The sequence below is a fragment of the Massilia sp. FBCC-B171 genome (assembly GCF_059134155.1).
The window spans coordinates 2,006,071-2,030,280 of sequence record NZ_CP101443.1; the positions used below are offsets into that span (position 1 = coordinate 2,006,071).

27 protein-coding genes are annotated in these 24,210 nt (G+C 64.3%); 22 read left to right on the plus strand and 5 right to left on the minus strand.

Annotation, left to right across the window (positions count from 1 at the left end):
* Positions 1-8 precede the first annotated feature (8 nt).
* From NMB41_RS09105 to NMB41_RS09210, 22 genes are all read left to right on the plus strand, one after another.
* Positions 9-557: a chemotaxis protein gene (locus NMB41_RS09105; RefSeq protein ID WP_494382144.1), complete on the plus strand. Its 549-nt coding sequence runs from the start codon at positions 9-11 to the stop codon at positions 555-557.
* Positions 558-609: 52 nt separating this feature from the next.
* Positions 610-975, plus strand: coding sequence for a response regulator (locus NMB41_RS09110; protein ID WP_136218645.1), 366 nt, complete (start codon positions 610-612; stop codon positions 973-975).
* A gap of 54 nt (positions 976-1,029) precedes the next feature.
* On the plus strand, positions 1,030-3,159 hold the full coding sequence (cheA, locus tag NMB41_RS09115) for a chemotaxis protein CheA (protein ID WP_494382145.1): 2,130 nt from the start codon (positions 1,030-1,032) through the stop codon (positions 3,157-3,159).
* Positions 3,160-3,182: 23 nt separating this feature from the next.
* Positions 3,183-3,677, plus strand: a complete 495-nt coding sequence (locus tag NMB41_RS09120) for a chemotaxis protein CheW (protein WP_494382146.1) — start codon at positions 3,183-3,185, stop codon at positions 3,675-3,677.
* A gap of 68 nt (positions 3,678-3,745) precedes the next feature.
* Positions 3,746-4,600: a CheR family methyltransferase gene (locus NMB41_RS09125; protein ID WP_494382147.1), complete on the plus strand. Its 855-nt coding sequence runs from the start codon at positions 3,746-3,748 to the stop codon at positions 4,598-4,600.
* A 34-nt stretch (positions 4,601-4,634) separates the two neighbouring features.
* On the plus strand, positions 4,635-5,237 hold the full coding sequence (gene cheD / locus NMB41_RS09130) for a chemoreceptor glutamine deamidase CheD (protein WP_494382148.1): 603 nt from the start codon (positions 4,635-4,637) through the stop codon (positions 5,235-5,237).
* A 17-nt stretch (positions 5,238-5,254) separates the two neighbouring features.
* Positions 5,255-6,316, plus strand: a complete 1,062-nt coding sequence (locus tag NMB41_RS09135) for a protein-glutamate methylesterase/protein-glutamine glutaminase (RefSeq protein WP_494382149.1) — start codon at positions 5,255-5,257, stop codon at positions 6,314-6,316.
* 135 nt (positions 6,317-6,451) lie between these two features.
* The gene (gene cheY, locus NMB41_RS09140; protein WP_379785642.1) at positions 6,452-6,844 is read left to right on the plus strand and encodes a chemotaxis response regulator CheY; all 393 of its coding nucleotides are present in this window, start codon (positions 6,452-6,454) and stop codon (positions 6,842-6,844) included.
* Positions 6,845-6,846: 2 nt separating this feature from the next.
* Positions 6,847-7,506 carry a protein phosphatase CheZ gene (gene cheZ / locus NMB41_RS09145; protein ID WP_494382150.1) on the plus strand — a complete coding sequence of 220 codons (660 nt, stop codon included), beginning with the start codon at positions 6,847-6,849 and terminating at the stop codon, positions 7,504-7,506.
* 58 nt (positions 7,507-7,564) lie between these two features.
* Complete coding sequence (locus NMB41_RS09150; protein WP_494382151.1) at positions 7,565-8,770, plus strand: EAL and HDOD domain-containing protein; 1,206 nt, start codon at positions 7,565-7,567, stop codon at positions 8,768-8,770.
* Positions 8,771-8,869: 99 nt separating this feature from the next.
* Positions 8,870-9,865, plus strand: coding sequence for a 2-hydroxyacid dehydrogenase (locus tag NMB41_RS09155; RefSeq protein WP_494382152.1), 996 nt, complete (start codon positions 8,870-8,872; stop codon positions 9,863-9,865).
* A gap of 138 nt (positions 9,866-10,003) precedes the next feature.
* A complete protein-coding gene (locus NMB41_RS09160; RefSeq protein ID WP_494382153.1) occupies positions 10,004-12,367 on the plus strand; it encodes a DUF3141 domain-containing protein in 2,364 nt (787 codons plus the stop codon).
* Between the two features lie 12 nt (positions 12,368-12,379).
* On the plus strand, positions 12,380-13,318 hold the full coding sequence (locus NMB41_RS09165; protein WP_494382154.1) for a phosphate acetyltransferase: 939 nt from the start codon (positions 12,380-12,382) through the stop codon (positions 13,316-13,318).
* A gap of 4 nt (positions 13,319-13,322) precedes the next feature.
* A complete protein-coding gene (locus tag NMB41_RS09170; protein WP_494382155.1) occupies positions 13,323-14,513 on the plus strand; it encodes an acetate/propionate family kinase in 1,191 nt (396 codons plus the stop codon).
* Positions 14,510-15,154 carry a 3-oxoacid CoA-transferase subunit A gene (locus tag NMB41_RS09175; protein ID WP_494382156.1) on the plus strand — a complete coding sequence of 215 codons (645 nt, stop codon included), beginning with the start codon at positions 14,510-14,512 and terminating at the stop codon, positions 15,152-15,154. The genes NMB41_RS09170 and NMB41_RS09175 overlap by 4 nt, the downstream gene beginning before the upstream one ends.
* 20 nt (positions 15,155-15,174) lie before the next feature.
* Positions 15,175-15,840, plus strand: a complete 666-nt coding sequence (locus NMB41_RS09180; protein WP_494382157.1) for a 3-oxoacid CoA-transferase subunit B — start codon at positions 15,175-15,177, stop codon at positions 15,838-15,840.
* Positions 15,837-16,619 (plus strand): enoyl-ACP reductase FabI, encoded by a 783-nt coding sequence (fabI, locus tag NMB41_RS09185; protein ID WP_494382158.1) that lies wholly within the window; start codon positions 15,837-15,839, stop codon positions 16,617-16,619. Before NMB41_RS09180 ends, fabI begins: the two co-directional genes overlap by 4 nt.
* A gap of 12 nt (positions 16,620-16,631) precedes the next feature.
* Positions 16,632-16,886, plus strand: a complete 255-nt coding sequence (locus NMB41_RS09190; RefSeq protein WP_494382159.1) for an RNA-binding protein — start codon at positions 16,632-16,634, stop codon at positions 16,884-16,886.
* Positions 16,887-16,897: 11 nt separating this feature from the next.
* Positions 16,898-17,941 (plus strand): hypothetical protein, encoded by a 1,044-nt coding sequence (locus NMB41_RS09195; protein WP_494382160.1) that lies wholly within the window; start codon positions 16,898-16,900, stop codon positions 17,939-17,941.
* 38 nt (positions 17,942-17,979) lie between these two features.
* Positions 17,980-18,849: a F0F1 ATP synthase subunit gamma gene (gene atpG, locus NMB41_RS09200; RefSeq protein ID WP_494382161.1), complete on the plus strand. Its 870-nt coding sequence runs from the start codon at positions 17,980-17,982 to the stop codon at positions 18,847-18,849.
* A 26-nt stretch (positions 18,850-18,875) separates the two neighbouring features.
* On the plus strand, positions 18,876-19,304 hold the full coding sequence (locus NMB41_RS09205; RefSeq protein ID WP_494382162.1) for a F0F1 ATP synthase subunit epsilon: 429 nt from the start codon (positions 18,876-18,878) through the stop codon (positions 19,302-19,304).
* Between the two features lie 9 nt (positions 19,305-19,313).
* A complete protein-coding gene (locus NMB41_RS09210) occupies positions 19,314-19,868 on the plus strand; it encodes a GNAT family N-acetyltransferase (protein WP_494382163.1) in 555 nt (184 codons plus the stop codon).
* A 2-nt stretch (positions 19,869-19,870) separates the two neighbouring features.
* Here NMB41_RS09210 and NMB41_RS09215 read toward each other — a convergent pair whose 3' ends face one another.
* The 5 genes from NMB41_RS09215 to NMB41_RS09235 all read right to left on the minus strand — a co-directional run bounded on the left by NMB41_RS09215 (position 19,871) and on the right by NMB41_RS09235 (position 24,127).
* Positions 19,871-20,635 (minus strand): PilZ domain-containing protein, encoded by a 765-nt coding sequence (locus NMB41_RS09215; RefSeq protein WP_494382164.1) that lies wholly within the window; start codon positions 20,633-20,635, stop codon positions 19,871-19,873.
* Positions 20,636-20,783: 148 nt separating this feature from the next.
* Positions 20,784-21,623 carry a pantoate--beta-alanine ligase gene (gene panC / locus NMB41_RS09220; protein WP_494382165.1) on the minus strand — a complete coding sequence of 280 codons (840 nt, stop codon included), beginning with the start codon at positions 21,621-21,623 and terminating at the stop codon, positions 20,784-20,786.
* A gap of 37 nt (positions 21,624-21,660) precedes the next feature.
* Positions 21,661-22,524 carry a segregation and condensation protein A gene (locus tag NMB41_RS09225; protein WP_494382166.1) on the minus strand — a complete coding sequence of 288 codons (864 nt, stop codon included), beginning with the start codon at positions 22,522-22,524 and terminating at the stop codon, positions 21,661-21,663.
* Between the two features lie 12 nt (positions 22,525-22,536).
* Positions 22,537-22,737, minus strand: a complete 201-nt coding sequence (locus NMB41_RS09230) for a DUF3460 family protein (RefSeq protein ID WP_494382167.1) — start codon at positions 22,735-22,737, stop codon at positions 22,537-22,539.
* 73 nt (positions 22,738-22,810) lie between these two features.
* A complete protein-coding gene (locus NMB41_RS09235) occupies positions 22,811-24,127 on the minus strand; it encodes an enoyl ACP reductase FabMG family protein (protein WP_494382168.1) in 1,317 nt (438 codons plus the stop codon).
* Between the last annotated feature and the right edge of the window lie 83 nt (positions 24,128-24,210).

Below are 24,210 nucleotides of genomic sequence, written 5' to 3' on the forward strand. Positions count from 1 at the left end.
AGGACACAATGACAAGAAAAAAGATATTAGGTTCGCACGTGAAACGCCTGCTGTCGGGCGTGTCGGCGCACGGGCGGCGCCACCTGAGCGAAGTCGAGACCGACCTGCTGCAGACCGAATTGCTGCTTGAAGAGGCGGTGGACAAGCTCACCAGCAGCTTCATGGCGATCCATAGCGCGGTCGGCGCGCGCCAGGAAGCGATCGACCGCCTGCTGGCGGGCGGCAGCCTGACGCCGGAAGACTCGGCCACGCTGTCGGGCATGTCGGGCGAAATCGGCACCCATGTGAACACGGCGATCACCAGCATGCAGTTCCAGGACATGACGAGCCAGCTGATCGAGCGTACCCTCAAGCGCGTGACGGGGCTGCGTGAATTCCTCGGCACGCTCGACGAACACGGGGCGGAGATCCATCCCGAGACGGGCAGCGACGAAATCGTCGAGCGCCTGGGCAAGGTCAGCATGGCGCTGGCGATCCAGTCGCTCGAGCTGCGCAGCGTGCTGCGCAAATCGGTCGAACAACAGCATCTCGAAAGCGGCGACATCGAACTGTTCTGACAGTCCGGCCGCCACACTATCCCGAAATCAAAGAAAACAGCAGGAGCACAACATGGCTAAAACAATTCTCGCGGTCGACGATTCGAGCTCGCTGCGCCAGATGGTGGCGTTCAGCCTGAAGGCGGCCGGTTACCAGGTGGTCGAAGCGGTCGATGGCCAGGATGGCCTGGACAAGGCCAAGAACCAGGTCGTCGACCTGGTCCTGACCGACCAGAACATGCCGCGCATGGACGGCCTGTCGCTGATCAAGCACCTGCGCGGCCTGCCCGAGTACCAGAAGGTGCCGATCCTGATGCTGACCACCGAATCGTCGGACGAAATGAAATCGAAAGGCCGCGCGGCCGGTGCGAACGGCTGGCTAGTCAAGCCGTTCGACCCGCAGCGGCTGATCGAAGTCGTCAAGAAAGTGATCGGCTGAGGCGATGACGCAGCGCTGTAACGCAATTCGCAGGATTCTCGCCAGGACTACCCCATGACGATCGACATCAGCCAGTTTTACCAGGTCTTTTTCGACGAGGCCGAAGAGCTGCTCGCCGAAATGGAACGGCTGCTGCTGGGCGTCGATGTGGCCGCCCCGGATAGCGAAGACCTGAACGCGATCTTCCGCACCGCGCACTCGGTCAAGGGCGGCGCCTCGACCTTCGGCATCACCGACATGAGCGAAGTGACGCACGTGCTCGAGTCCCTGCTCGACCGCATCCGCAAGGGCGAGATGGCATTGACCTCGCAGCACGTGGACGCGTTTTTAGCAGCCAAGGACACGCTCAAGATGCAGTTGGGCGGCCACCGCAACGGCGCCTGGGTCGACCAGGACTCGGTCGCCAACGTGCGCATGGTGCTGCACGACCTGTCCGAAGGCCTGGTGCCGGCGGCTTCCATCGTCGCGCCATCCTTCCTGCACGCCGAACCGAAAGCCCAGACCGGCGAGGGCGCCCACCGCTACAAGATCGAGCTGCCCGCTGTCGAGCAGCGCGACGTGAACGCCCTGGTCGACGAGCTGGGCCTGATGGGCCGCGTCTCGGTCACGCCCCTGGCGGGCGGACGCAGCGCGCTCATCATCACGACCCACGAGAGCCTGGACGACATCGTCGCCATCTGCTCCTTCGTGCTCGACCCGGACGACCTCAAGATTTTCGAAGCCCCGCCCCTGACGCCGCAGCAGCGCGCCATCGAGGCGAGCGAGCGCGCCCGCATCGAAGAAGAGCAGGGCTATGGCTTCTTCGACCCGGCCGACGACGCGCCGAGCCCCGACGCTGAGCTTTCTGACGACGAGCGCGGCTATGGCTTCTTCCAGCCGATCGAGCAGATCCGCGCACTGGCCGGGGTCGATGCCCCTGCGGCGGCGCCTTTGAGCCCGGTCGACGTGGTCGAAGCGGTGGAAAAGAAGGCGGCCAAAAAAGACGAAAAGGGCGCCGAGTCGTCCTCGATCCGGGTCTCGGTCGAAAAGGTCGATCAACTGATCAACCTGATCGGCGAACTGGTCATCACGCAAGCCATGATCGAGCAGCGCTCCAGCGGGCTCGACCCGATGCTGCACGAGCGCCTGCTCTCGTCCGTTTCCCAGCTCACGCGCAATACCCGCGAGCTGCAGGAAGCCGTGATGTCGATCCGCATGATGCCGATGGACTTCGTGTTCTCGCGCTTCCCGCGCATGGTGCGCGACCTGGCCAGCAAACTGGGCAAGAAGGTCGACTTCATCACCCATGGCGCCGCGACCGAACTGGACAAGGGCCTGATCGAGCGCATCGTCGACCCGCTGACGCACCTGGTGCGTAATTCGATCGACCACGGCATCGAAATGCCGGCCGCGCGCGCCGCCGCCGGCAAGTCCGAAGCAGGGCGCCTGTTCCTCTCGGCCGGCCACCAGGGCGGCAACATCGTCATCGAAGTGGCGGACGACGGCGGCGGGCTGAACCGTGAGCGCATCCTGGCCAAGGCCGCGCAGAACGGCATTCCCGTCTCGGACAACATGCCGGATTCCGAAGTCTGGCAGCTGATCTTCGCACCGGGCTTCTCCACGGCCGACGTCGTCACCGACGTCTCGGGCCGCGGCGTTGGCATGGATGTTGTCAAACGTAATATCACTTCGATGGGCGGCTCGGTCGACATCCGCTCCGCGCGTGGCTTTGGCACCACGATTTCGATCTCTTTACCACTGACTCTCGCCATTTTGGACGGGATGACTATACGTTGCGGTGAGGAAATCTATATCCTTCCATTAGGCTATGTCGTCGAGTCCCTGCAACCGCGCCGTGAAGACGTGCGCGAGATCGCCGGCCGCGGCCAGGTGCTCAAGGTGCGCGGGGAATACCTGCCGCTGATCGCCCTGCACGGCATGTTCGGGATCGCTTCGCGCGTGACCGAGCCGAGCGAGGGCATCGTCGTGATCCTGGAGTCCGAAGGCAAGCGTGCAGCCCTGCTCATCGACGATCTGGTCGGGCAGCAGCACGTGGTGGTCAAGAATCTGGAATCGAATTACCGCAAGGTGGCCGGGATTTCCGGCGCCACGATCCTCGGTGACGGCGGCGTTTCCCTGATCCTCGACGTGGCGGCGCTGGTGCGCTCGTCGCGCCAGCTGGCCGGCGAAGCGCTGGCCTCTTAATTTATAGATAACTAGGAATAACCATGTCCATTACCCAGAACATTTCCCAAGCCACCGACGGCGCCGGCAACGAATACCTCGCCTTCACGCTCGGCTCGGAAGAGTACGGGATCGACATCCTGAAGGTGCAGGAAATCCGCGGCTACGAAGCCGTGACCCGCATCGCCAACGCGCCCGAATTCATCAAGGGCGTGATCAACCTGCGCGGGATCATCATCCCCGTGGTCGACATGCGCATCAAGTTCAACCTCGGCGCCCCGACCTATGACCAGTTCACGGTCGTGATCATCCTGAACATCGCCGGCCGCGTGATGGGCATGGTGGTCGACAGCGTCTCCGACGTCACCACCCTGACGCCTGACCAGGTCAAGCCGGCCCCGGACATGGGCAGCGCATTCTCCACCGACTACCTGATCGGCCTGGGTACGGTCGACGAGCGCATGCTGATCCTGGTCGACATCGACCGCCTGATGTCCTCGGCCGAAATGGGTCTCATCGATACGAAGCTGGCTGCGTAAGACGAACGGCACCGAGCAGAACAATCGCCGGCCCCCCCCGGGCCGGCAGAACAGACAGGTAAGGCAAAGTGCCGTTACACAACTCCGACACAGTCAAGGAATTTGACTTCACGCGCGCCGACTTCGAGCGCGTGCGCGCACTGATCTACCGCCGCGCCGGCATCTCGCTGGCCGATAGCAAGCAGGAAATGGTCTACAGCCGCCTGGCGCGGCGCCTGCGCGCCACCGGCATCGTCTCCTTCGGCAAATACCTCGATGACCTGGAAGCAGGTCGCCTGGGGGATGAATTCGAAGCGTTCACGAATGCGCTGACCACCAACCTGACCTCGTTCTTCCGCGAAGCCCACCACTTCCCGCTGCTGGCCGACCACGTGCAGCTGCTGCGCGGGCGCGAGCATGCGCCGTTGACGATCTGGTGCTCGGCCAGTTCCACCGGCGAAGAACCGTATTCGATCGCGATGACGCTGTGCGAAGCGTTCGACTCGCTCACGCCGCCGGTGCAGATCATCGCCACCGACATCGACACCAACGTGCTGGCCACCGCCAGCGAAGGCATGTATGGCCTGGACCGCGTGGAAAAGATGTCGCCCGAACGCCTCAAGCGCTTCTTCTTGCGCGGCAAGGGCCGCCACGAAGGCATGGTGCGCGTGCGCCCGGAACTGCGCCAGCTGGTCACTTTCCGCCAGCTGAACCTGCTGTCGGATTCGTGGCCGGTGAACGGCCAGTTCGACGCCATCTTCTGCCGCAACGTGATGATCTATTTTGACAAGGAAACGCAACGCAAGATCCTGGCGCGCTTCGTGCCCCTGATGAAGCCGCATGCGTTGCTGTTCGCCGGCCACTCGGAGAATTTCCTCTACGTTTCCGACTCGCTGCGCCTGCGCGGCAAGACCGTCTACGAACTCAACGAGCGCCGCGCCTGAGGCGTGCCGCTCATGCGTACCTCCCGGAAACACCATGCATTCGAATAACCAGTTCGCCACCAACGTCTACTACGACCGCACCTTCGATTGCGACGCGGCCAAGATCCTGCCGGGCGAGTACTACTACACCGGCAAGAACATGCTGATCGTGACCGTGCTCGGTTCCTGCGTCTCGGCCTGCATCCGCGACCGCATCACCGGTCTCGGCGGCATGAACCACTTCATGCTGCCCGATGGCGGCGGCGACGCCGGCAGCCCGGTCTCGGCTTCCATGCGCTACGGCACCTTTGCCATGGAAATCCTGATCAACGACCTGCTGAAAGCCGGTGCGCGCCGCGAAAACCTGGAAGCCAAGGTCTTCGGCGGCGGCGCCGTGCTGCGCGGTTTCACGGCCATGAACGTGGGCCAGCGCAACGCCGAGTTCGTGATGCAGTTCCTCAAGACCGAACGCATCCCGGTGCTGGCCGAAGACCTGAACGACATCCACCCGCGCAAGGTGTACTTCTTCCCGAAGACGGGAAAGGTGCTGGTGAAGAAACTCATGCAAACCCAGAACGATACGCTGGCCAAGCGCGAACTCGACTACGCCAAGCGCCTCAAGGTCGAGCCCGTGGGCGGTGAAATCGATCTTTTCTGATTCGCTAAGGAAAACCCATGAAAACCAAGGTCCTGATCGTCGACGACTCGGCCCTGATCCGCAGTGTGATGAGCGAGATCGTCAATTCGCAAGCCGACATGGAAGTGGTGGGCACCGCCCCCGATCCGCTCGTCGCGCGCGAACTGATCAAGAAAACCAACCCAGACGTGCTCACGCTCGACGTCGAGATGCCGAAGATGGATGGCCTCGACTTTCTCGAGAAGCTGATGCGCCTGCGCCCGATGCCGGTGCTGATGGTGTCTTCGCTGACCGAGCGCGGCTCGGAAATCACGATGCGCGCGCTCGAACTGGGCGCGGTCGACTTCGTGACCAAGCCGAAGATCTCGATCCAGAGCGGCATGCGCGAGTACACCGAGCTGATCACCGATAAAATCCGCGCCGCCGCACGTGCGCGTGTAAAACGCACGGTGGCCAGCGCCACGCCGACCACGGCGCTGCCTTCGATGCGCAGCCCCCTGATTTCGTCGGAAAAACTGATCATCGTCGGCGCCTCGACCGGCGGCACCGAAGCGATCCGCGAATTCCTGATGCAGATGCCCTCGGACTGCCCGGGCATCCTGATTGCCCAGCACATGCCCGAAGGCTTTACCACCTCGTTTGCGCGGCGCCTCGATTCCCTGTGCAAGATTACAGTGTGCGAGTCCGCCGGCAACGAGCGCATCCTGCCGGGTCACGCGTATATCGCGCCTGGCCATTCGCACCTCTTGCTGGCGCGCTCGGGCGCCAACTACATGACCAAAATCGAGCAGACCGATCCGGTGAACCGCCATCGTCCTTCGGTCGACGTGCTGTTCCGCTCGGCGGCAGTTGCCGCCGGTAAAAATGCGGTCGGCGTGATCCTGACGGGCATGGGTAAAGACGGCGCTGCTGGTATGTTGGAAATGAAAAACGCTGGTGCACAGAATTTCGCCCAGGACGAAGCCTCGTGCGTCGTCTTCGGCATGCCGCGCGAAGCAATCGCCATTGGCGCCACCCACGAAGTGGCGCCGCTGACGGCCTTGCCCGGCCTTGTACTCGGTCATCTGGCGGCCCATGGTGGAAGAGCGTTGCGTGTTTGATCCGGATCGCGCCGAATCGCACCATTTCCTGTCGGTTTTATCGCCGTACGGCAACAAAAATGCTATTCTTGAGGTTGCTTGTTGCAGCGACTCAAGCCACACTAACCATTAGTAGAAGAAACAACGGAGTATTTCATGGCTGATCCAAAGATGCGTTTCCTGGTTGTTGACGATTTCTCGACGATGCGCCGCATTGTCCGGAACTTGTTGAAAGAACTGGGCTACGCCAACGTCGATGAAGCGGAAGACGGCGTAATGGCGCTGGCCAAGCTGCGCAGCGAGACGTTTGACTTCGTGGTCTCCGACTGGAACATGCCTAACATGGACGGTCTGACCATGCTGCAAAACATCCGTGCCGATCCCGCACTGGCCAAGCTGCCGGTGCTGATGGTGACCGCGGAAGCGAAGAAAGAAAACATCATCGCGGCGGCCCAGGCCGGCGCAAGCGGCTATGTGGTCAAGCCATTCACCGCCGCCACGCTCGACGAAAAGCTGAACAAGATCTTCGAGAAAATGGAAAAGGCCTGATCATGCTCGAGCCGGTCGCTGTCGTTGGAGTGGATGGGCTTGGACACGAAGAAGTCCTGAGCCGGGTCGGTCACATGACGCGCACGCTGCACGACAGCCTGCGCGGCCTCGGCCTGGACAAGCTGGTTGAAAAAGCGGCGAGCGACATCCCCGATGCACGCGACCGGCTCGACTATGTGGCCCGTCTCTCGGAACAGGCCGCCAAGCGCGTGCTCGACGCCACCGATGCGGCCGGCCCCTTGCAGGACGCGGTGGAAAGCCGCAGCGCCGACATTCGCACCTCCTGGCAGGCCTTGCTCGACAAGGACGGCGCCGGCGAAGCCGCCAAGGCGGAAGACTGGCGCGCCCTGGCCGAACGCACGATGGCGACGATGGCCGAGAACGAACGCGCCGCCACTGCCACCCGTGCCGAGCTGATGAACATCATGCTGGCCCAGGACTTCCAGGACCTGACCGGCCAGGTGATCGGCAAGATCACCTCGATCGCCCAGGACCTGGAAAAGCAGCTGGTGCAGGTGTTGATCGATTTCGCCCCGGACGAAATCAAGCGCGAGCTCGACAACGGCCTGCTGAACGGCCCGCAGATCAAACCCGAGGGCAACCTCGAGGTGGTGTCGAACCAGGGCCAGGTCGACGACCTGCTCGACAGCCTGGGCTTCTGAGGCCTACCGGCGGCCGCGCGCCGCCTCCTGTTCGCCCTCGATTTACTGCGACCACTCCATGCATCACACCAACTATATTGTTCGCGAACCGCTGCTCGACCCGTCGCAGCGGGTCATCGGCTATGAATTGCTGTGGCAGCAGGGCGGCCAGGCCATGCCGGACGCCGAGCTCGAACGACTGGTCGCGTTTGTGGCCGAGCACCTCAACCACGACCTGCACGGCTGGCTGCTGCGCGAAAAGCAACTGTTCCTGGACGCCGTCCCGGCCATGCTGTCGACCGACGCGCTGTTCAACCTGCCGCCCGAACGCACGGTCCTGAGCCTGGACGCGCGCCACCTGATGGACCCGGGCGCGCGCCCCGCCGTGCAGGCGGTACGCGCCGGCGGCGTCGGCATCTCGCTGCGCGGCCTGGACGTCAAGCACATCACCCCGGCCCTCGTGCCCTATGCGTCGCACGTCGAGATGCGCTTTGCCGGCATCAACGTGGCCGAGCAGGCGCGCACCTATGCCGCGGCCAAACAATCGGCGCTGCGCATGCTGGGGCGCCCGGTCACCAACTGGGTCGACTACGACGCCTGCGCCGCGCTCGGCCTGGACGCCTTTGTCGGCAAACTGCACCTGACCCCGCGCCCGGGCAACCCGGTCAAGGGGCTCAATCCGGCCCAGACCATCATCCTGCAACTGATGCAGATGGTGCAGAACAACGACGACATCCCCAAGCTCGAAAGCGTGCTCAAGCGCGACCCGGCGCTCACCTACAAGCTGCTGCGCAACATTAATTCGGCCGGCTTCGGGGCAGGGCGCGAGGTGCAGTCGATCCGCCAGGCGATCAGCCTGATGGGCTACGCGCCGCTCTACCGCTGGCTGACCATGCTGCTGGCCAGCGCCAGCGCGAGCGGTTATTCGCCGGTGCTGATGGAAACGGCGGTCGTGCGCGGGCGCCTGACCGAACTGCTGGGGCTCAGTACGCTGCCCAAGGTGGAAGCCGAAAACCTGTTCGTGGCCGGCATGTTCTCCCTGCTCGACCGCCTGCTCGGCCTGCCGATGCAAGAGGTGCTGGAAACCATCCCCCTGCCGCCGGAAGTCGTGCGTGCGCTGCTGTCGCGCGAAGGCATGTACGGGCCCTACCTGGCGCTGGCCGAGGCCTGCGAGCTCAGCTCGAACCTGGTGGGCGCGCTGGCCGGCTCGCTCGACCTGAGTCCGCTGGAAGTGAACAAGGCGCACCTGTCGGCGCTGGCCTGGGCGCAGGCGGTGACGCAGTAGCTGGAGCAGTCCGCAGCGCGAGGAAGCTCGCCCGGCTGAACTCCTGCCGCTGATCGCAGTCCACCTTCCAGTACATCGGACAGGCCTGGGGAGCGTGCCATGAAGATTGCCGTATTCAGCGCGGAACGCTACGACCGCGAATTCCTGAACGCAGCCAATGCCGCCGAGGGGCACCAGCTCAACTATTTTCAAGACCTGCTCGACCTCGACACCGCCAGCCTGGCTGCGGGCCATGAGGCAGTGTGCATATTCGTCAACGACAATGCCGACGCGGCCGTGCTGGAGGTGTTGCGGCGCGCCGGCACCGGTCTGGTCGCCTTGCGCTGCACCGGGTTCAACAATGTCGACCTCGCTGCCGCACAGCGCTTGGGCATGAAGGTCGTCCGGGTCGTCAACTATTCCCCGTATTCGGTTGCCGAGCATGCCGTTGCCTTGCTGTTGGCCATTAACCGCAAGATCCATCGCGCTTACCAACGCACGCGCGACTCGAATTTCGCACTCGACGGTTTGATGGGCTTCGACCTGCACGGCAAGACGGTTGCAGTGATTGGAACAGGGAAGATCGGCCGCGTCTTCGGGCGGATCATGCTCGGGTTTGGATGCGAGGTCATCGGTTATGACATCCATCACTCGGCCGAATTCGAGGCGATGGGGGCGCGTTACGCCACGGCCGATGAAATCGGGGCGCAGAGCGACATCATCTCCCTGCATTGCCCCCTGACCCCTGAATCGCATCACCTCGTCAATGCAGGCACCCTCGCGCGCCTGAAGCCGGGCGCATTGCTGATCAATACGAGCCGTGGCGGCCTGGTCGATACCGACGCCGCCATCGCGGCACTCAAGAGCGGCCAGCTGGGTGGTCTTGGCCTGGATGTCTACGAGCAGGAAGGGGATCTGTTTTTCCGCGACCTGTCGAGCAGCGTGATCACCGACGACGTGCTGCAGCGTCTGGTCTCCTTCCCGAACGTCATCGTGACCGGCCACCAGGCCTTCTTCACGCGCGAAGCGATCACGACGATCAGCGAAACCACGCTGCGCAGCGTCACCGAGTACGCCACCGGCCAGCCACTGTCGAACGAGATCAGGGCCGCCTGATCCGGCATCGGGCCGAATGGGACCATGGTCTCATTGTGAAATGACTTTGGTGGGACAAAATGAGAGCTCCAGTGGAAGCTGCACCTTCAGAATTCTCCACTGAGCACTTGCTTACCATCCCACATTCGAGGTTTTCCTATGGACGCTGCCACGCAACTTGGACGGAGCCATGAGATCGGCACGAAGATCGGTCTTGTCTATCAAAAACGGATGAAAACCGCAGCCGATCAGTTCAGCCAGCGGGTGAAAGACGCGGCAAGCGAAGCGGTGGGCGGCAAAAGCCCCGAGGCAAGTCCTGGGCCATTGGCGGCCTTCAATCCCTTGTCCTTCCAGCACTATGCGGTCGATGCCTTCCAGCGTTCAATCCTGTTCTGGGACACGATGCGCCAGCGCGGCGACAACTTCATCGAGCGTGCGATGAAAGGGTCGGAACCGGTGCTCCATTTCGACTACGAAACCATCCTCGACGGCCGCACGTTCGAGCGGCCGGTCAACTACACCCTGCTGCGGGTGACGCCGCCGGCCGGCGTCACGATCGATCCCGCGAAACGTCCCTATCTCATCATCGACCCGCGCGCCGGGCATGGTCCGGGCATCGGCGGCTTCAAGGACGACTCGCAGGCCGGCGTGGCGATGCGCGCCGGCCATCCGGTGTATTTCGTGAGCTTCTTCCGCGACCCGGAACCGGGCCAGACCCTGCTCGACGTGTGCAGCGCCGAGGGCCAGTTCGTGAAGCACGTGCGCAAGCTGCACCCGGACAGCGGGAAGCCGGTGATCATCGGCAACTGCCAGGGGGGCTGGGCGGCGATGATGCTGGCCGCGTCCGGTCCCGAGGACACCGGGCCGATCCTCATCAACGGTGCGCCGATGGCCTATGTGAGCGGCGCATGGGAGGAAGGCGAAGGCGACAACCCGATGCGCTATTCCGGCGGCATGCTGGGGGGCACCTGGCTGTCCTCGTTTACCGCCGACCTCGGCAATGGCATCTTCGACGGCGCCTACCTGGTGGAGAACTTCGAACACCTCAATCCCGCCAACACGCTATGGGACAAGTATTACAAGGTGTACAAGGACGCGGACACGGAACCGGCGCGCTATCTCGATTTCGAGCGCTGGTGGGGCACCTACTACCTGCTCAACCGCGAGGAAATCGAATTCATCACGCACAACCTGTTCGTCGGCAACAAGCTGTGGTCCGGCGACGTCAAGGGAGCCGGCGGCCAGGCTTTCGACTTGCGCGCCATCAAGATGCCGATCGTCCTGTTCGCTTCAATGGGCGACAACATCACGCCGCCGGAGCAGGCATTCAACTGGGTGGCCGACATCTACGGCAGCACCGAGGAAATCAAGGCGCGCGGCCAGGTGATCGTCGGCCTGCTGCATCAGAACGTCGGCCATCTCGGCATTTTTGTTTCCGGCAAGGTCGCCAAGAAGGAATATACGCAACTCGTGTCGGTGCTCGACGAAGTGGAGATTTTGCCGCCCGGCCTGTACGGCATGCAGATCACCGAAATCGAGGACGCGGATGCGGGCGCAGAGAAGCAGTACGAAGTCACCTTCCACGAACGCCGGCTGGAAGATGTCGTCGCCCGGGGCAACCGCTTCAGGCGGGTCGACGAGAAGCCGTTCGAGGCAGTGGCGGCGCTGTCGGACTTCAACCAGCGCGCCTACGAGCTGTTCGCGCAACCGCTGGTGCGGGCGATGTCGAACGACGTGAGCGCGAAGCTGCTGCGTACCCTCCATCCCTTGCGTGTCCAGAACTGGGCGCTGTCGAGCCGCAATCCCTGGATGGCCTGGCTCGAACCCGCGGCCCAGGCGGTCAAGGCGCACCGCCAGCCGGTCGATGCCGACGATCCGTGGCGGCGCCTGGAAAACTCCGGCGCCGAGCTGGTCAGTGCCTCGCTCGACCTGTACCGGGGCTTGCGCGACGCCACCACCGAAGCGCAGTTCTTCAGCGTCTACGCCAACATGTTTGCGTTTTACCTCGCGGACAAGCAGCCGGCGCAGCTCGAGACCCATACGGCGGGTGACGTGCGCAGCCTGCCTTTCGTCCAGGAAGCGCTGGGCTCGATCACCGAGGGCGGCTATGCCGAGGCCTTCGCCCGCCTGGCCAGCTTGCGCGCCCCGCAACAGGGCGAGCTGCTGCCCCTGGCGCGGCTGGTGAAGCGCAAGGAGCTGGCGCATGACTACGCCGAGTACCTGCCGGACCTGCCGCTCGACCAGTGGCGGCGCATCCGCGGCGAGCAGGAAATCATTGCCCGCTACGCGCATGAGGAGGCGATCGCCACCCTGCCCACGCTGTTGCGCGAGCGCGGCGACCGCGAGCGCCTGCTGACGCTGGTCGACAAGCTGATGGCGGACCCGCGCGTGCAGGCGACGCCGCCGACGGGCGGGCAGCTGGCCGCGGTGGAGCGGCTGCGCGCGCTGTTGAGCGGCGAATCCCCCGCGGTACCGCCTTTCGTAACGATCCCGCAGCCGGCACCCGGCGCCCGCCTCCATTGACAGGAGCCTGACATGGAACCGAAGCACGAAAAATACCAGCGGCTGATCGATTATTGCAAGGAGCTGCCGCCGATGCCGACCGCCGTTGCGCACCCCTGCGACAAGAGTTCGCTCGCGGGCGCGCTGGAAGCTGGGCGCGTCGGCCTGATCGCGCCGATCCTGGTCGGGCCGCGTGCACGGATCGAGGCGGTTGCGAAGGAGAACGGCCTGGACCTGGACGACGTGCGCATCGTCGAGGCGGAATACAGCCAGGCGTCCGCGGCTGCGGCCGTCGCGCTGGTACGTGAAGGCAAGGCCGAAGCATTGATGAAGGGCAGCCTGCATACCGACGAGCTGATGGGCGCGGTAGTCAAGCGCGAGTCGGGCCTGCGTACCGGGCGCCGCGTCAGCCATTGTTTCGTGATGGACGTGCCGGGGCACGACGATGCGCTGGTCATCACCGACGCCGCCGTGAATATCGCGCCGACGCTGGAAGAAAAGATGGACATTTTGCAGAACGCCATCGACCTTGCGCACGCGTTGCAGTTTCCGGAAGTGCGGGTGGCGGTGCTGTCGGCGATGGAGACGGTCAACCCGAAGGTGCCGTCCACGGTCGAGGCTGCCGCACTGTGCAAGATGGTCGATCGTCACCAGATCAGCGGCGCCCTGGTCGACGGCCCGCTGGCGCTGGACAATGCCATCGATCCGCTTGCGGCGAAAATCAAGAACATCGATTCGCCCGTCGCCGGGCACGCCAACGTGCTGATGGTGCCCGATCTCGAGGCCGGCAACATGCTCGCCAAGAGCCTGTCCTTCCTCGCCGGCGCGGATGCGGCCGGCATCGTCCTCGGCGCGCGGGTGCCGGTCATCCTCACCAGCCGCGCCGATTCGATGGTGACCAGGCTGGCGTCCTGTGCAGTGGCCACCCTGGTGGCGAAAGCGCGCCGCGAGAGCGCCAACCCGGTGAGGTGATGCCATGGCTGACGTCATTCTCGTCCTCAACGCCGGCTCGTCGAGCATCAAGTTCCGCGCCTTCGACGCCGGCCCCGTCGAACCCGAACTCATTTTCTACGGCCAGGTCGAGGGCCTGTACACAGGTGCGCGCTTCAGCGCGAAAGATGCCGGCGGCGGCCCCATCGGCGAGCAGCGCTGGGAGGCGGACGCCGGATTCGGACACCACGAGGCGACCGAGTACATCGCGCAATTCCTGCGCAGCCACGGCGAGGGCCACCGCCTGGCCGCGGTCGGCCACCGCGTCGTGCACGGCGGCCTGCAGTTCACCGGGTCGACCCTGGTCACACCGAGCGTGATCGACGCGCTCGACAAGCTCACGCCGCTGGCGCCCCTGCACCAGCCGCACAACCTGGCGCCGATCCGCGGCCTGGCCCGGGCGCGGCCCGACTTGCCGCAGGTCGCCTGCTTCGATACCGCCTTCCACCGCTCGCAGCCCGAGGTGGCGCAGGCCTACGCGCTGCCGGCCTCGATTACCGGGATGGGGGTGCGGCGCTACGGTTTCCATGGCCTGTCCTACGAATACATCGCGTCCGTGCTGCCCGGGTATTCGGAGCAGGGCGCGGCGGGTGCCACGCTGGTTGCCCACCTTGGCAACGGCTCGAGCCTGTGCGTGCTGGAGGGCTGCAAGAGCATGGCCAGCACCATGGGGTTTACCGCCGTCGACGGCCTGCCGATGGGCACTCGCTGCGGCAACCTGGATCCGGGCGTGATCCTGTTCCTGATGGATCACCTCAAGATGGATACGCGCGCCATCGAAAACCTGATCTACAAGCAATCGGGCCTGCTTGGCGTGTCGGGCATGTCGAGCGACATGCGGGTATTGCTGGGCAGCGAAGATGCGCGTGCCCGCTTCGCGGTCGACCTGTTTGTCTACCGCATCGGCCGCGAAATCGGGTCGCTGGCGGCGGCCACGCAGGGCGTCGATGCCCTCGTCTTCACGGCCGGCATCGGCGAGCACTCGGCGCTGATCCGCGAACGCGTCTGCAGCCAGGCGCGCTGGCTCGGGGTCGAGCTCGATCCGGCCGCCAACGAGGCAGGCGGCCCCTGCATCAGCACGGCGGCGAGCAGGGTCTCCGCCTGGGTGATTCCGACCAACGAGGAACTGATGATCGCGCGCCACACGCGCGACGTGGTCAAAGGGGCGGGGGCATGAAAACGCTCAGCCTCGAGAATGCGGTTGCGCTGATCCCGGACGGCGCCAGCGTCATGATCGGCGGCTTCATGGGCGTCGGCACCCCGGAACGGGTGATGGACGAACTGACACGCCAGGGCAAGCGCGAACTGACCGTGATCGCGAACGACACCGCCACGCCCGGGCGCGGGATCGGGAAGCTGGTCTCGGCCGGGGCGGTGCGCAAAGCCATCGTCAGCCATATCGGGCTCAATCCGGAAACCCAGAAGAAGATGATCGCGGGCGAGATGGACGTCGAGCTGGTGCCGCAAGGCACCCTGATCGAGCGGCTGCGCGCCGCCGGTCATGGCCTGGGCGGAATACTGACGCCGACCGGCGTCGGCACGGCCGTCGAAGAGGGCAAGCAAAAGATCGAGCTCGACGGCGCTTCCTGGCTGCTGGAGACGGCATTGAAAGCCGATTTCGCGCTGGTCGAGGCCTTCCTCTCCGATTATTACGGCAACCTGGTGTATGCGCTGACGGCGCGCAATTTCAATCCCGTGATCGCGATGGCCGCCGGCACCGTGATCGTCGACGCGGCCCATATCGTCCCGGTGGGGATGATCTCGCCCGACCATGTCGTGACGCCGGCGGTGCTGGTCGACTACGTCGTTGCCCACTAGGGCGACAAGGAGAGTGCGCCATGGACGCCCAGACCCTGATTGCCAAACGCATTGCCCAGGAACTGCGCCCCGGGATGCTGGCCAACCTCGGCGTCGGCATCCCGACCCAGGTCGCCAACTACGTGCCGCGCGACATGCACATCTACTTCCAGTCCGAGAACGGCCTGATCGGCACCGGACCGATTCCGCAGGAAGGCATGGCCCAGGCCTACCTTACCGACGCCGCCGGCCAGCCGGTCACGGCCTTGCCGGGCGCCGCCACCTTCGACAGCGCCATGTCGTTCGGCCTGATCCGCGGAGGACACCTTGACCTCACGGTGCTGGGCGGCCTGCAGGTCGACCAGGCCGGCCTACTGGCGAACTGGACGATCCCCGGGAAGATGGTGCCCGGCATGGGTGGCGCCATGGACCTCGTGACCGGGGCCAAACGGGTCATCGTCGCCATGCAACACACCGCCAGGGGCAAACCCAAGATCGTCAGGCAATGCTCGCTGCCGCTGACCTCGCTGCGCAGGATCGACCTGCTGGTCACGGAACTGGCCGTCATCGGCTTTGCCGAAGGCCGCGCGACCCTGCTCGAAACGGCGCCGGGCGTCGCGGTCCAGGAGGTAATCGCGGCCACCGAGGCCGAGCTGGTCGTGCCAAACCAGGTTCCGCACATGCACATCGAAGGAGATTCACCATGACAAACGATCGCCACCGCCCTGTGCTGGAGGGCAAGAAGGCACTGGTCTGCGGGATCGCCAACGAGCACTCCATCGCCTGGGGCTGCGCGAAGGCCTTTCGTGAACTCGGCGCTGAGCTCGCCATTACCTATGCGGGCGAGAAAACCAGGACCTATGTCGAACCGCTTGCGCGCGAAGTCGGCGCGCCCATTTTCATGCCGCTCGACGTCACGAAGCAAGAGGACATCGCTGCCGTGTTTGCCCGGATCGAACAGGAATGGGGACAGCTCGACCTGTTCGTGCACTCGATCGCGTGGGCGCCGAAGGAAGACCTGCAGGGAGGCCTGCTCGACAGCAGCGCGGAAGGTTTCGGCAAGGCGATGGACATTTCCTGCCATTCCTTTGTCCGCATGGCGCGGCTGGCCGCACCGCTGATGAAGGACGGCGGCAGCATGTTCACGATGAGCTATTACGGCGCCAACAAAGTGGTTGCCAACTACAACCTGATGGGCCCGGTCAAGGCGGCGCTGGAAGCGTGCACGCGCTACCTTGCCTATGAACTGGGACCGAAACGCATCCGGGTGCACGCGGTGTCGCCGGGGCCGCTCAAGACGCGCGCCGGCTCCGGGCTCAAGGACTTCGACCTGTTGCTGACGGAAGCGGCCGAGCGCGCGCCGCTCGGCGAACTGGTCGACATCATGGACGTCGGTTTCACCTGCGCCTTCCTGGCCTCGCCGTATGCCAGGCGGCTCTCCGGGGAAACCATGTACGTCGATGGCGGCGTACACATCATGGCCTGAAGGAGAAGCGTCATGGCCGACTTGGTAATGGGGAATGTGGAAGCCGGGACCAGCGACGAGGACATCAAGGCCTTCCTGGTCAAGTACGGCTTCCCGCCATTCGACGAGATCGAACACATGCCCGGCGACGGGTCGCGTCCGGCGGTGCTGTTGAAATTCAATGACGCGCCGCCGGAAGCCCTGAACAGCCTGCTGCCGCGCATCCAGGACATGTTCTGGAACAACCGCAAGCTTCATGTGCACGTCGTGAACGAGCGCTACAGTTAAGGGACTGGAACATGGGCTTCCTCAAGCGGCTGGGACGGGCCGACGATGCCGTCGCGCCGCAGGACCGGGAACGCGTCGGCGAGTCGATCGAACGCGTCATGGCGCTGCATCCGCAGTTGGGGCTGGCGCGCCACTGCCGCAAGCGCCTCACGCCCGCGCTGGGCGCCTCGCTCGCCTACCTGCGCGAGCTGGTCGATGCGGTGCCGGCGCCGCGCGAAGCGAGCGCCGCCGCCTGGGCCGTCGACCCCTACGTGCACGCCTGGTTCGCCGCACCCGACGACGTCGCGGCCACCCTCAGCCGCGCGGCCGAGCTGCGCGCATTTTTCGACAACGAGAACAACAGCCCCCTGGCTGAAGCCTGCGCGGTGCTGGGGATGGAAATGACCGACCGCCACGTCCTGGGCGTGCGCCAGGAAGGCGACACCATGCGCCGCGACGTGCCGCAAACGACGGTCAGCTTCAGCGACCACCAGGTGCGGATGTGCGGGCGCGACGAGGCTGAACTCAGGAAGGGGATCGTGGCGCGCCTGCTGGACCAGCTTGCCCTCGAAGGGCTGGCACGCACCGCCGCGGACAAGACGCGCCGCACGGCGCTCGAGCGCGAGCGTGCGCTGCTCAAGACGCGCCTGCAATTGCTGGAGCGCCAGGGCAGGGGCATCCGCGGCCTGATCGGCGGCGACGTCGCGCAAGACCTCGCCGAGCTCGAACGCCTGGCGGCGCAGGTGGAGGAGAACGCGCAGAACCTGGCCGCGCTCGGGCTGCGCGAAGAGGCGCTCGACCGCGAACTCGAGCATGTGTGCACGGTGTTCGCCCACCCCGAGCGGCATCTGACCGTCTCCACCCGGCGCCTGCGGCTGAACCGGATGAACGTGGTGGTGGAGGGCGCCCACGCGCAGGACGGCGAGGAACTCGAGTTCCGGATTGCCAGCGTTCCAACCGTCCCGCCGCGCATCCGCGCCTTCTCGCTGATCCGCTTCGCCCGGGCCAGCATGCTACCGCAGAGGAATATTTTTGACGAGGCAGAGCAGCAGCTGTCGTCTGGGCTCTGGTCGTGACGGGGGCACTGGCGAAATTTTTTCAAGGAGTCAGGATCATGGCTGGAGGCAAAGAAATACGCGACAAGATCAAGAGCGTGGAAAGCACCAGGAAAATCACCAAGGCAATGGAGATGGTCGCCACCTCCAAGATGCGCAAGGCGCAGGACCGGATGCGCAGCGCGCGGCCCTATGTCAGGAAGATCCGCAACATTGCGGGGCACCTGGCCGAGGCGAGCCCGGAATACACCCACCCCTTCCTGGTGACGCAACACGAGTCGAAGAAGGCCGGCCTGATCGTGATCACGACCGACAAGGGCTTGTGCGGCGCCATGAACACCAACATCCTGCGCGCGGTCACCCAGGCCATGCGCAGGTTCGAGGCGGAGGGCATCTCCAGCGACCTGGTGGTGGTCGGCAACCGGGGCCTGTCCTTCATGAACCGCATCGGCGCCCGGGTGGTCGCGCACGCGGTGCAGCTCGGGGACACGCCGCACCTGGAAAGGCTGCTGGGCCCGGTCAAGGTGCTGCTCGACGCCTACCAGGGCGGGGAAGTCGACGCCATCTACCTGGGCTACACCAAGTTCATCAATTCGATGAGCCAGGAAGCGGTGGTCGAACAGCTGGTGCCGCTGGCCCCGGAAAGGATGGCGGCCGAGCGGGGAACGCATAGCTGGGACTATATCTACGAGCCGGACGCGGCCGACGTGATCGACGAGCTGCTGGTGCGCTATGTCGAAGCGCTGATCTACCAGGCAGTGGCTGAAAACGTGGCATCCGAGCATTCGGCGCGCAGGATGGCGATGAAGGCGGCCAGCGACAACGCGGCCAGCGTCATCGACGAGCTCAAGCTTGTGTACAACAAGACCCGGCAGGCGGCGATCACGAAGGAACTCTCCGAGATCGTCTCCGGCGCGGCGGCGGTCTGATTGCATGACTAGATGAGAGAAACATCATGGCAACGCAGGGAACCATCCACGTCAGCGTCGTCTCGGCCGAGGAAGAAATCTTCGATGGCGAAGCCGAATTCGTCGCCCTGCCGGGCGAAAGCGGCGAGCTCGGCATCTATCCCATGCATACGCCCCTGATGACGCGGATCCGGCCGGGCGCCGTGCGCATCAAGCTCGCGGGAACCGAGGACGAAGAGCTGGTGTTCGTCGCCGGCGGCATCCTGGAAGTCCAGCCGGACGAGGTGACGGTGCTGGCGGAAACCGCCATCCGCGGGCGTGACCTGGATGAAGCGGCCGCGAACGAGGCAAGAAAGCAGGCCGAAGAAGCCTTGCGCAACCGAGGGACCAAGATCGATTACGCCAAGGCGCAGTCGGAACTGGCCATCGCCATTGCGCAGTTACAGGCAATTTCACGGCAGCGCAAACAACGCTGACGCCCAGCCATGCAAAACGATGCCGGAACCGCACTGAGGCTGCCGATGCAGGTAACGCTGCGCGACGGCCGCGCGCTCTTGTTGCGCGAGATCGGGGCGCAGGACGCTGACGAGATTGTCGAGGCCTTCGAGCGTCTGTCGGCCGAATCGCGCTACACCCGCTTCATGATCCCGCTGCGCGAGCTGTCCCCGCGCATGCTCGCAGCAGCGACGCATCCGGTGCCCGGCCGTGATCTCGCCGTGGTTGCCATCAGCTTCGATGGTGAGGATGAAGACATCGTCGGCGGCGCCCGCTATGTGGGCGCGCCTGGAAGCGATAGCTGCGAATTCGCCGTCACGGTGGCCGACGACTGGCACGGGCTTGGCCTCGCGCGGCGCCTGATGGAAATCCTGATCGCAAACGCCAGGGAGCGGGGTTTGCGCTGCATGGAGGGATATGTACTGGCCGTCAACACCCCGATGCGCCGGCTTGCCAGGCGCCTGGGCTTCAGCGACCGCCAGTGCCCGGACGATGCGGCGCTGCGCCTGGTGAGCCTGAGCCTGAGCGGTGGCGACCAGGCATAGTTTCAGCTCCGCGCTAGCGGGCGATTCGACCTGATCAGCCGCTCCAGATGCTGCTGCATCTGCATCTCGATATTCGAGATCGCGCACCCGACCTGCACCTGCTCGCCCAGCAGGAAACTGCGGAACGGGCGCAGCAGGCGCACTTCCAGGTCGGCCGTGATCGCCAATGCCGGGCCCAGCTGCAGGCGCACGCTTTTCAGCTTGCGGCCGAGGAACAGGTCCTTCGCCTGGTCGGGCGTCGCGCGCAGGCCGACGCCGCCGACCGAGTAGTCGCACAGCGGCAGTTCGAATTGCTTGTTCAGGATGGCGAAGGTGGCGGCGAAGTTGCCGTTCACCGGCGTATCCAGGCGCGGCGCCGCACGCCGGTTCAGGACCAGGCAGGTTTCCGGGAAGACGGCGGGAACCATGTTGGCCTGGCCGGGCAGGGCGCCCCAGCCGGCTTCCAGTTCGAACTGGAGCTTGGCATTGCCGCCCAGCGCCGCCACGAAGGTGGCCCGGCCGGCGGGAATCGGCAGGTCGCCGGCCAGGTCCAGCGTGAAATGGGGCTCTTCCGGATGAACCGAGGCGATCCGTGCCAGCATCGGCTCGCGCACATGCTGCGGGTAGATCGTTAGCGGCTCGCCCGATTCAGCCAGGCTGTGCAGGGTTTCGCCGATATCGAAGGGGTCGCACATCGCGTGCGGCGAGGCGTTCTGTCCGATGCGCTCGAGGACATCGGCGGGACGGGGCAGGCCCTTGCGGGGCGGACGGGCGGGGGTTTCGGTCACGGCAGCAATCCTTGCAGCAAGATCATTGCATGCATCCACAGTGGCCCGGAATGCATGCTTGTTGCCAGTAGTATAGACGTCTAGCGCTGATGTTGCAAAACGTTAATAGTTCTTTGCAAAATAGCAGGACGGCCGTGGCGCCTTTACATCAGATTTCGAGATTGTCGATCAGGCGCGTGGTGCCGAGCTTGGCGGCGGCCAGCACGACCAGGGGCGTGCCCTGGGCCAGGTCGCCGGCCGAGGGCGGCTGCAGGTCGATGCGTTTACGCACCGAGATGTAGTCCGGCTTCCAGCCGCGTGCGGCAAGCTGGGCCATCGCTTCGCGCTCGACCGAGAAGATGTCGAGGTGGCCGCTGCGGATTTCGTTGGCGACAAAATTCAGGCCCTGGTACAGCGCCGGCGCTTCCGCGCGTTGTTCTGTAGAGAGGTACATGTTGCGCGAGGACAGGGCCAGGCCGTCTTCGGCGCGGAAGGTTTCGGCGCCGATGATTTCGGTCGGCATCGCGAACTGGCGCGCCATGTTTCGCACGATCATCAGCTGCTGGTAATCCTTCTTGCCGAACACGGCCACGCGCGGCTGCACGCAGGAGAACAGCTTGGTCACGACCGTGCACACGCCCCCGAAGAAGCCCGGGCGGAACTCGCCTTCCAGCGTATTGCCGAGCATGTCGGGCGGCTGGACGCGGTATTCCTGCGGCTCCGGGTACAGGTCCGACTCGGTCGGCGCGAACAGGACGTAGACGCCTTCTTTTTCCAGCTTCTCGACGTCGGCCTGGAAGGTGCGCGGATACTTGTCGAAGTCTTCGTTCGGGCCGAACTGCAGGCGGTTCACGAAAATGGAGGCGACCACCGGGTCGCCATGCTTGCGCGCCAGGCGCATCAGCGAGAGGTGGCCTTCGTGCAGGTTGCCCATCGTCGGAACAAAAGCGGTGCGCAGCTGGCCGCGCAGTTGGTCGCGCAGTTCTTCAATGGTGGTGATGATTTTCATAATTGGATGCGGTAAGTTGAGTACGTCGGCAAGCGGCTCATGCCGGCGAGTATGCCAGGCGCACGTAAATCGGCGCGAACGGTTCGGCCTGGGTGATTTCGACCAGGGTTTCCTTGGCCAGCTCGAGCAGGGCCACAAAATGCACGACGACGATCGGCACCGAGGCCTGCCCCTCGAACAGTTCGCCGAACTCGACGAAGCGCTGCGACTGCAGGCAGCGCAAAATCGCCGACATGTGCTCGCGCACCGACAGTTCCTGGCGCCCGATGCGGTGGTGCTGGGTCAGTTTCGCACGGCGCAGCACATCGAGCCAGGCCCGCTGCAAGTCGTGCGGCTCGACCTGGGGCCAGACCGGCTCCAGGCTTTGCTCGACCGGCAGCGAAGGGCGCTGGAAATCGCGCCCTTCCTGCGGCATCATTCCCAGGTTCAGGGCGGCGATCTTCATCTGTTCGTATTCCAGCAGGCGCCGCACGAGTTCCGCGCGCGGGTCGCCCGCGTCTTCGACCAGGTCGTTCTCGCGCTTGGGCAGCAGCATGCGCGACTTGATCTCGATTAGCATCGCCGCCATCAACAGGTATTCGGCCGCCAGTTCCAGGTTGCTCTTGCGGATCTCTTCGACGTAGACGAGATATTGCAGGGTGACCTGCGCCATCGGGATGTCGAGGATGTTGAAGTTTTGCTTGCGGATCAGGTAGAGCAGCAGGTCGAGCGGGCCTTCGAAGGCGTCGAGGAAGATCTCGAGGGCGTCGGGCGGGATGTAGAGGTCGTTCGGCATGCGCAGCATCGGCTCGCCGTACAGGCGCGCAATCGCAGCCGCGGCGACATCGTCGAGCGGGTGAGGGGGTGCGCCCTCGATCACCTCGGCGCCCGGTGCTTCCGGCGCAGCCTGCTCCGGCAGCATGCCTTTTGGCCTTTAGAACTTGTTCTGGTACGGGTAGGCGTTCTGGCGCAGGCGCGATGCTTTCGTGCGCGCTTCTTCGTCGAGCGAAATCGGCAGCTTGTCCCAGAGCAGGGAGCGGCCTTCCTGCTGGCGCTCTTCCATGCCCGGAGTCTTCGACTTCAACTCTTCGATGAACTTCGTGTGGTCGGATACGTAACCGGTAAATTTAGGCATTGTTTTGACAGAATAAAATGAGAGCCGGGACGGCGAGGCAGATTGTTCTGCCCCTGCCTCCCGGCGTCAAGGGTTACGGATGCAGCGCGTTGAGTTGGCGTGCGATGATGTCGTGGTTCAGCCACACGACAGGCGCAATCTTTTCGGATGCACCGTGGAACATCAGCGGGCCGGCGCCTTCGAGCACCAGCGAGGACAGGTGGTCCGTGATCAGGGCCTTCTTGTCCTTGTGCAGATCGGTAATGGCTTCCGAGGTGCCGATCATGACCTCGGCCAGGGCCGGGGTGTTGTCCATCGGCCAGGCTTCGAAGTTGCGGAACTGGGCGCTGGTGGCATCGTTGTTGTATTGCTCGATGGTGTCGAGCAGCGACTGCAGCGAGGTGCCTTCGCCCAATAGTTCCTGGCAGATTGCCCATTGTTTCTCTGCCCATTCTCCGCCGCCTTCTTTCTTCAGCGCGGTCAGGAGCGGGAACAGCGACAATTCGACGCCCACAAAAATGTCCGAGGAATTGGTGCGGATTTCCGGGCAGTTGAAGACGGTCGCGGCAATGCCTTGCTTCCAAGCCGCTTCGGCGATGCTTTCCAGGCGCATCTTGGCATAGCCCTGGGTGTAGTTCGTATAGGTCTGCCAGACGTATTTGCCGCCGATCAGGATCTCGGTGCCATGATAGCCATAGGCCGTGTAGCGCACTTCGCCGCCGGCTTCGGTCACGCGTTCGCGGATCGGGGCGGAGGCATCGATCAGGTATTTCAGCGTATTGGCCGTGACTTCGTCGAAGTTCATCAGGATCAGCTTGCCGAGATCGCTCTCCAGCAGCGCGCGCGAGGATTCGAAGCGCTCGCCGCGGCCTTTATAGATGCGGTTGGCAATGGCCAGGAAGGCCTTGATCTTCGGAATGCCGCCGGCCATGGTGTGGGCGAAGAAGACGTTCGCGCCTTCGGGGATCAGCTTGTCGATTTCGCCCATCACCTGCGCGGCATTCGTGGTGAAGCGGCGCACGCCGGCTTCGCGGCAGCGCTCGATCTTGTCCCAGTCCAGCTTGTCGTCCTGCCAGGTTTTCAGTTTGACGCCGGCCAGCATTTCGGTCGGGTTCTGCTCGCCTTCCGGGGCGTCCATGTCGAAGCCGGCCATCAGCGGCACATTGATGATGCGCCCGCCCAGTTTTTCTTCGGCTTCCGCGTGTTCTTCGGCGGTCAGTGCGCGCAGGGCGCCGGTCTCGTCGCGGCGGCCGACGGTGATGCCGACCATCGTCATGCCCGCGGCGCGTGCCTCGTCGAGGAGGCCATTCACATAACCGCGGCCGAACAGTTCGCCGAACAGGACGAAGACGTCGCCCTTGCGGAACACGTTGGCGGTGGGGATGTGGCGGAGGGGGGTGAGTTCGGTCATGTTATTAGCTACCTCTCAAAAGAGTTTTGTAGGGGCGTCTCGAGCGCGTGTTTCTTGAGGAAAACGGCATTATAACGCTGCCG

Excerpts from the sequence above, each read along its gene's own strand:
- NMB41_RS09120 (WP_494382146.1), top strand. The coding sequence starts at position 3,183 with ATGTCCATTACCCAGAACATTTCCCAAGCCACCGACGGCGCCGGCAAC.
- NMB41_RS09210 (WP_494382163.1), top strand. The coding sequence starts at position 19,314 with ATGCAAAACGATGCCGGAACCGCACTGAGGCTGCCGATGCAGGTAACG.
- cheD (WP_494382148.1), top strand. The coding sequence starts at position 4,635 with ATGCATTCGAATAACCAGTTCGCCACCAACGTCTACTACGACCGCACC.
- NMB41_RS09205 (WP_494382162.1), top strand. The coding sequence starts at position 18,876 with ATGGCAACGCAGGGAACCATCCACGTCAGCGTCGTCTCGGCCGAGGAA.
- NMB41_RS09170 (WP_494382155.1), top strand. The coding sequence starts at position 13,323 with ATGGCTGACGTCATTCTCGTCCTCAACGCCGGCTCGTCGAGCATCAAG.
- NMB41_RS09180 (WP_494382157.1), top strand. The coding sequence starts at position 15,175 with ATGGACGCCCAGACCCTGATTGCCAAACGCATTGCCCAGGAACTGCGC.
- atpG (WP_494382161.1), top strand. The coding sequence starts at position 17,980 with ATGGCTGGAGGCAAAGAAATACGCGACAAGATCAAGAGCGTGGAAAGC.
- fabI (WP_494382158.1), top strand. The coding sequence starts at position 15,837 with ATGACAAACGATCGCCACCGCCCTGTGCTGGAGGGCAAGAAGGCACTG.
- NMB41_RS09160 (WP_494382153.1), top strand. The coding sequence starts at position 10,004 with ATGGACGCTGCCACGCAACTTGGACGGAGCCATGAGATCGGCACGAAG.
- NMB41_RS09135 (WP_494382149.1), top strand. The coding sequence starts at position 5,255 with ATGAAAACCAAGGTCCTGATCGTCGACGACTCGGCCCTGATCCGCAGT.
- NMB41_RS09195 (WP_494382160.1), top strand. The coding sequence starts at position 16,898 with ATGGGCTTCCTCAAGCGGCTGGGACGGGCCGACGATGCCGTCGCGCCG.
- NMB41_RS09110 (WP_136218645.1), top strand. The coding sequence starts at position 610 with ATGGCTAAAACAATTCTCGCGGTCGACGATTCGAGCTCGCTGCGCCAG.
- cheY (WP_379785642.1), top strand. The coding sequence starts at position 6,452 with ATGGCTGATCCAAAGATGCGTTTCCTGGTTGTTGACGATTTCTCGACG.
- NMB41_RS09175 (WP_494382156.1), top strand. The coding sequence starts at position 14,510 with ATGAAAACGCTCAGCCTCGAGAATGCGGTTGCGCTGATCCCGGACGGC.
- NMB41_RS09165 (WP_494382154.1), top strand. The coding sequence starts at position 12,380 with ATGGAACCGAAGCACGAAAAATACCAGCGGCTGATCGATTATTGCAAG.
- cheA (WP_494382145.1), top strand. The coding sequence starts at position 1,030 with ATGACGATCGACATCAGCCAGTTTTACCAGGTCTTTTTCGACGAGGCC.
- panC (WP_494382165.1), bottom strand. The coding sequence starts at position 21,623 with ATGAAAATCATCACCACCATTGAAGAACTGCGCGACCAACTGCGCGGC.
- NMB41_RS09225 (WP_494382166.1), bottom strand. The coding sequence starts at position 22,524 with ATGCTGCCGGAGCAGGCTGCGCCGGAAGCACCGGGCGCCGAGGTGATC.
- cheZ (WP_494382150.1), top strand. The coding sequence starts at position 6,847 with ATGCTCGAGCCGGTCGCTGTCGTTGGAGTGGATGGGCTTGGACACGAA.
- NMB41_RS09105 (WP_494382144.1), top strand. The coding sequence starts at position 9 with ATGACAAGAAAAAAGATATTAGGTTCGCACGTGAAACGCCTGCTGTCG.
- NMB41_RS09230 (WP_494382167.1), bottom strand. The coding sequence starts at position 22,737 with ATGCCTAAATTTACCGGTTACGTATCCGACCACACGAAGTTCATCGAA.
- NMB41_RS09190 (WP_494382159.1), top strand. The coding sequence starts at position 16,632 with ATGGCCGACTTGGTAATGGGGAATGTGGAAGCCGGGACCAGCGACGAG.
- NMB41_RS09150 (WP_494382151.1), top strand. The coding sequence starts at position 7,565 with ATGCATCACACCAACTATATTGTTCGCGAACCGCTGCTCGACCCGTCG.
- NMB41_RS09235 (WP_494382168.1), bottom strand. The coding sequence starts at position 24,127 with ATGACCGAACTCACCCCCCTCCGCCACATCCCCACCGCCAACGTGTTC.
- NMB41_RS09155 (WP_494382152.1), top strand. The coding sequence starts at position 8,870 with ATGAAGATTGCCGTATTCAGCGCGGAACGCTACGACCGCGAATTCCTG.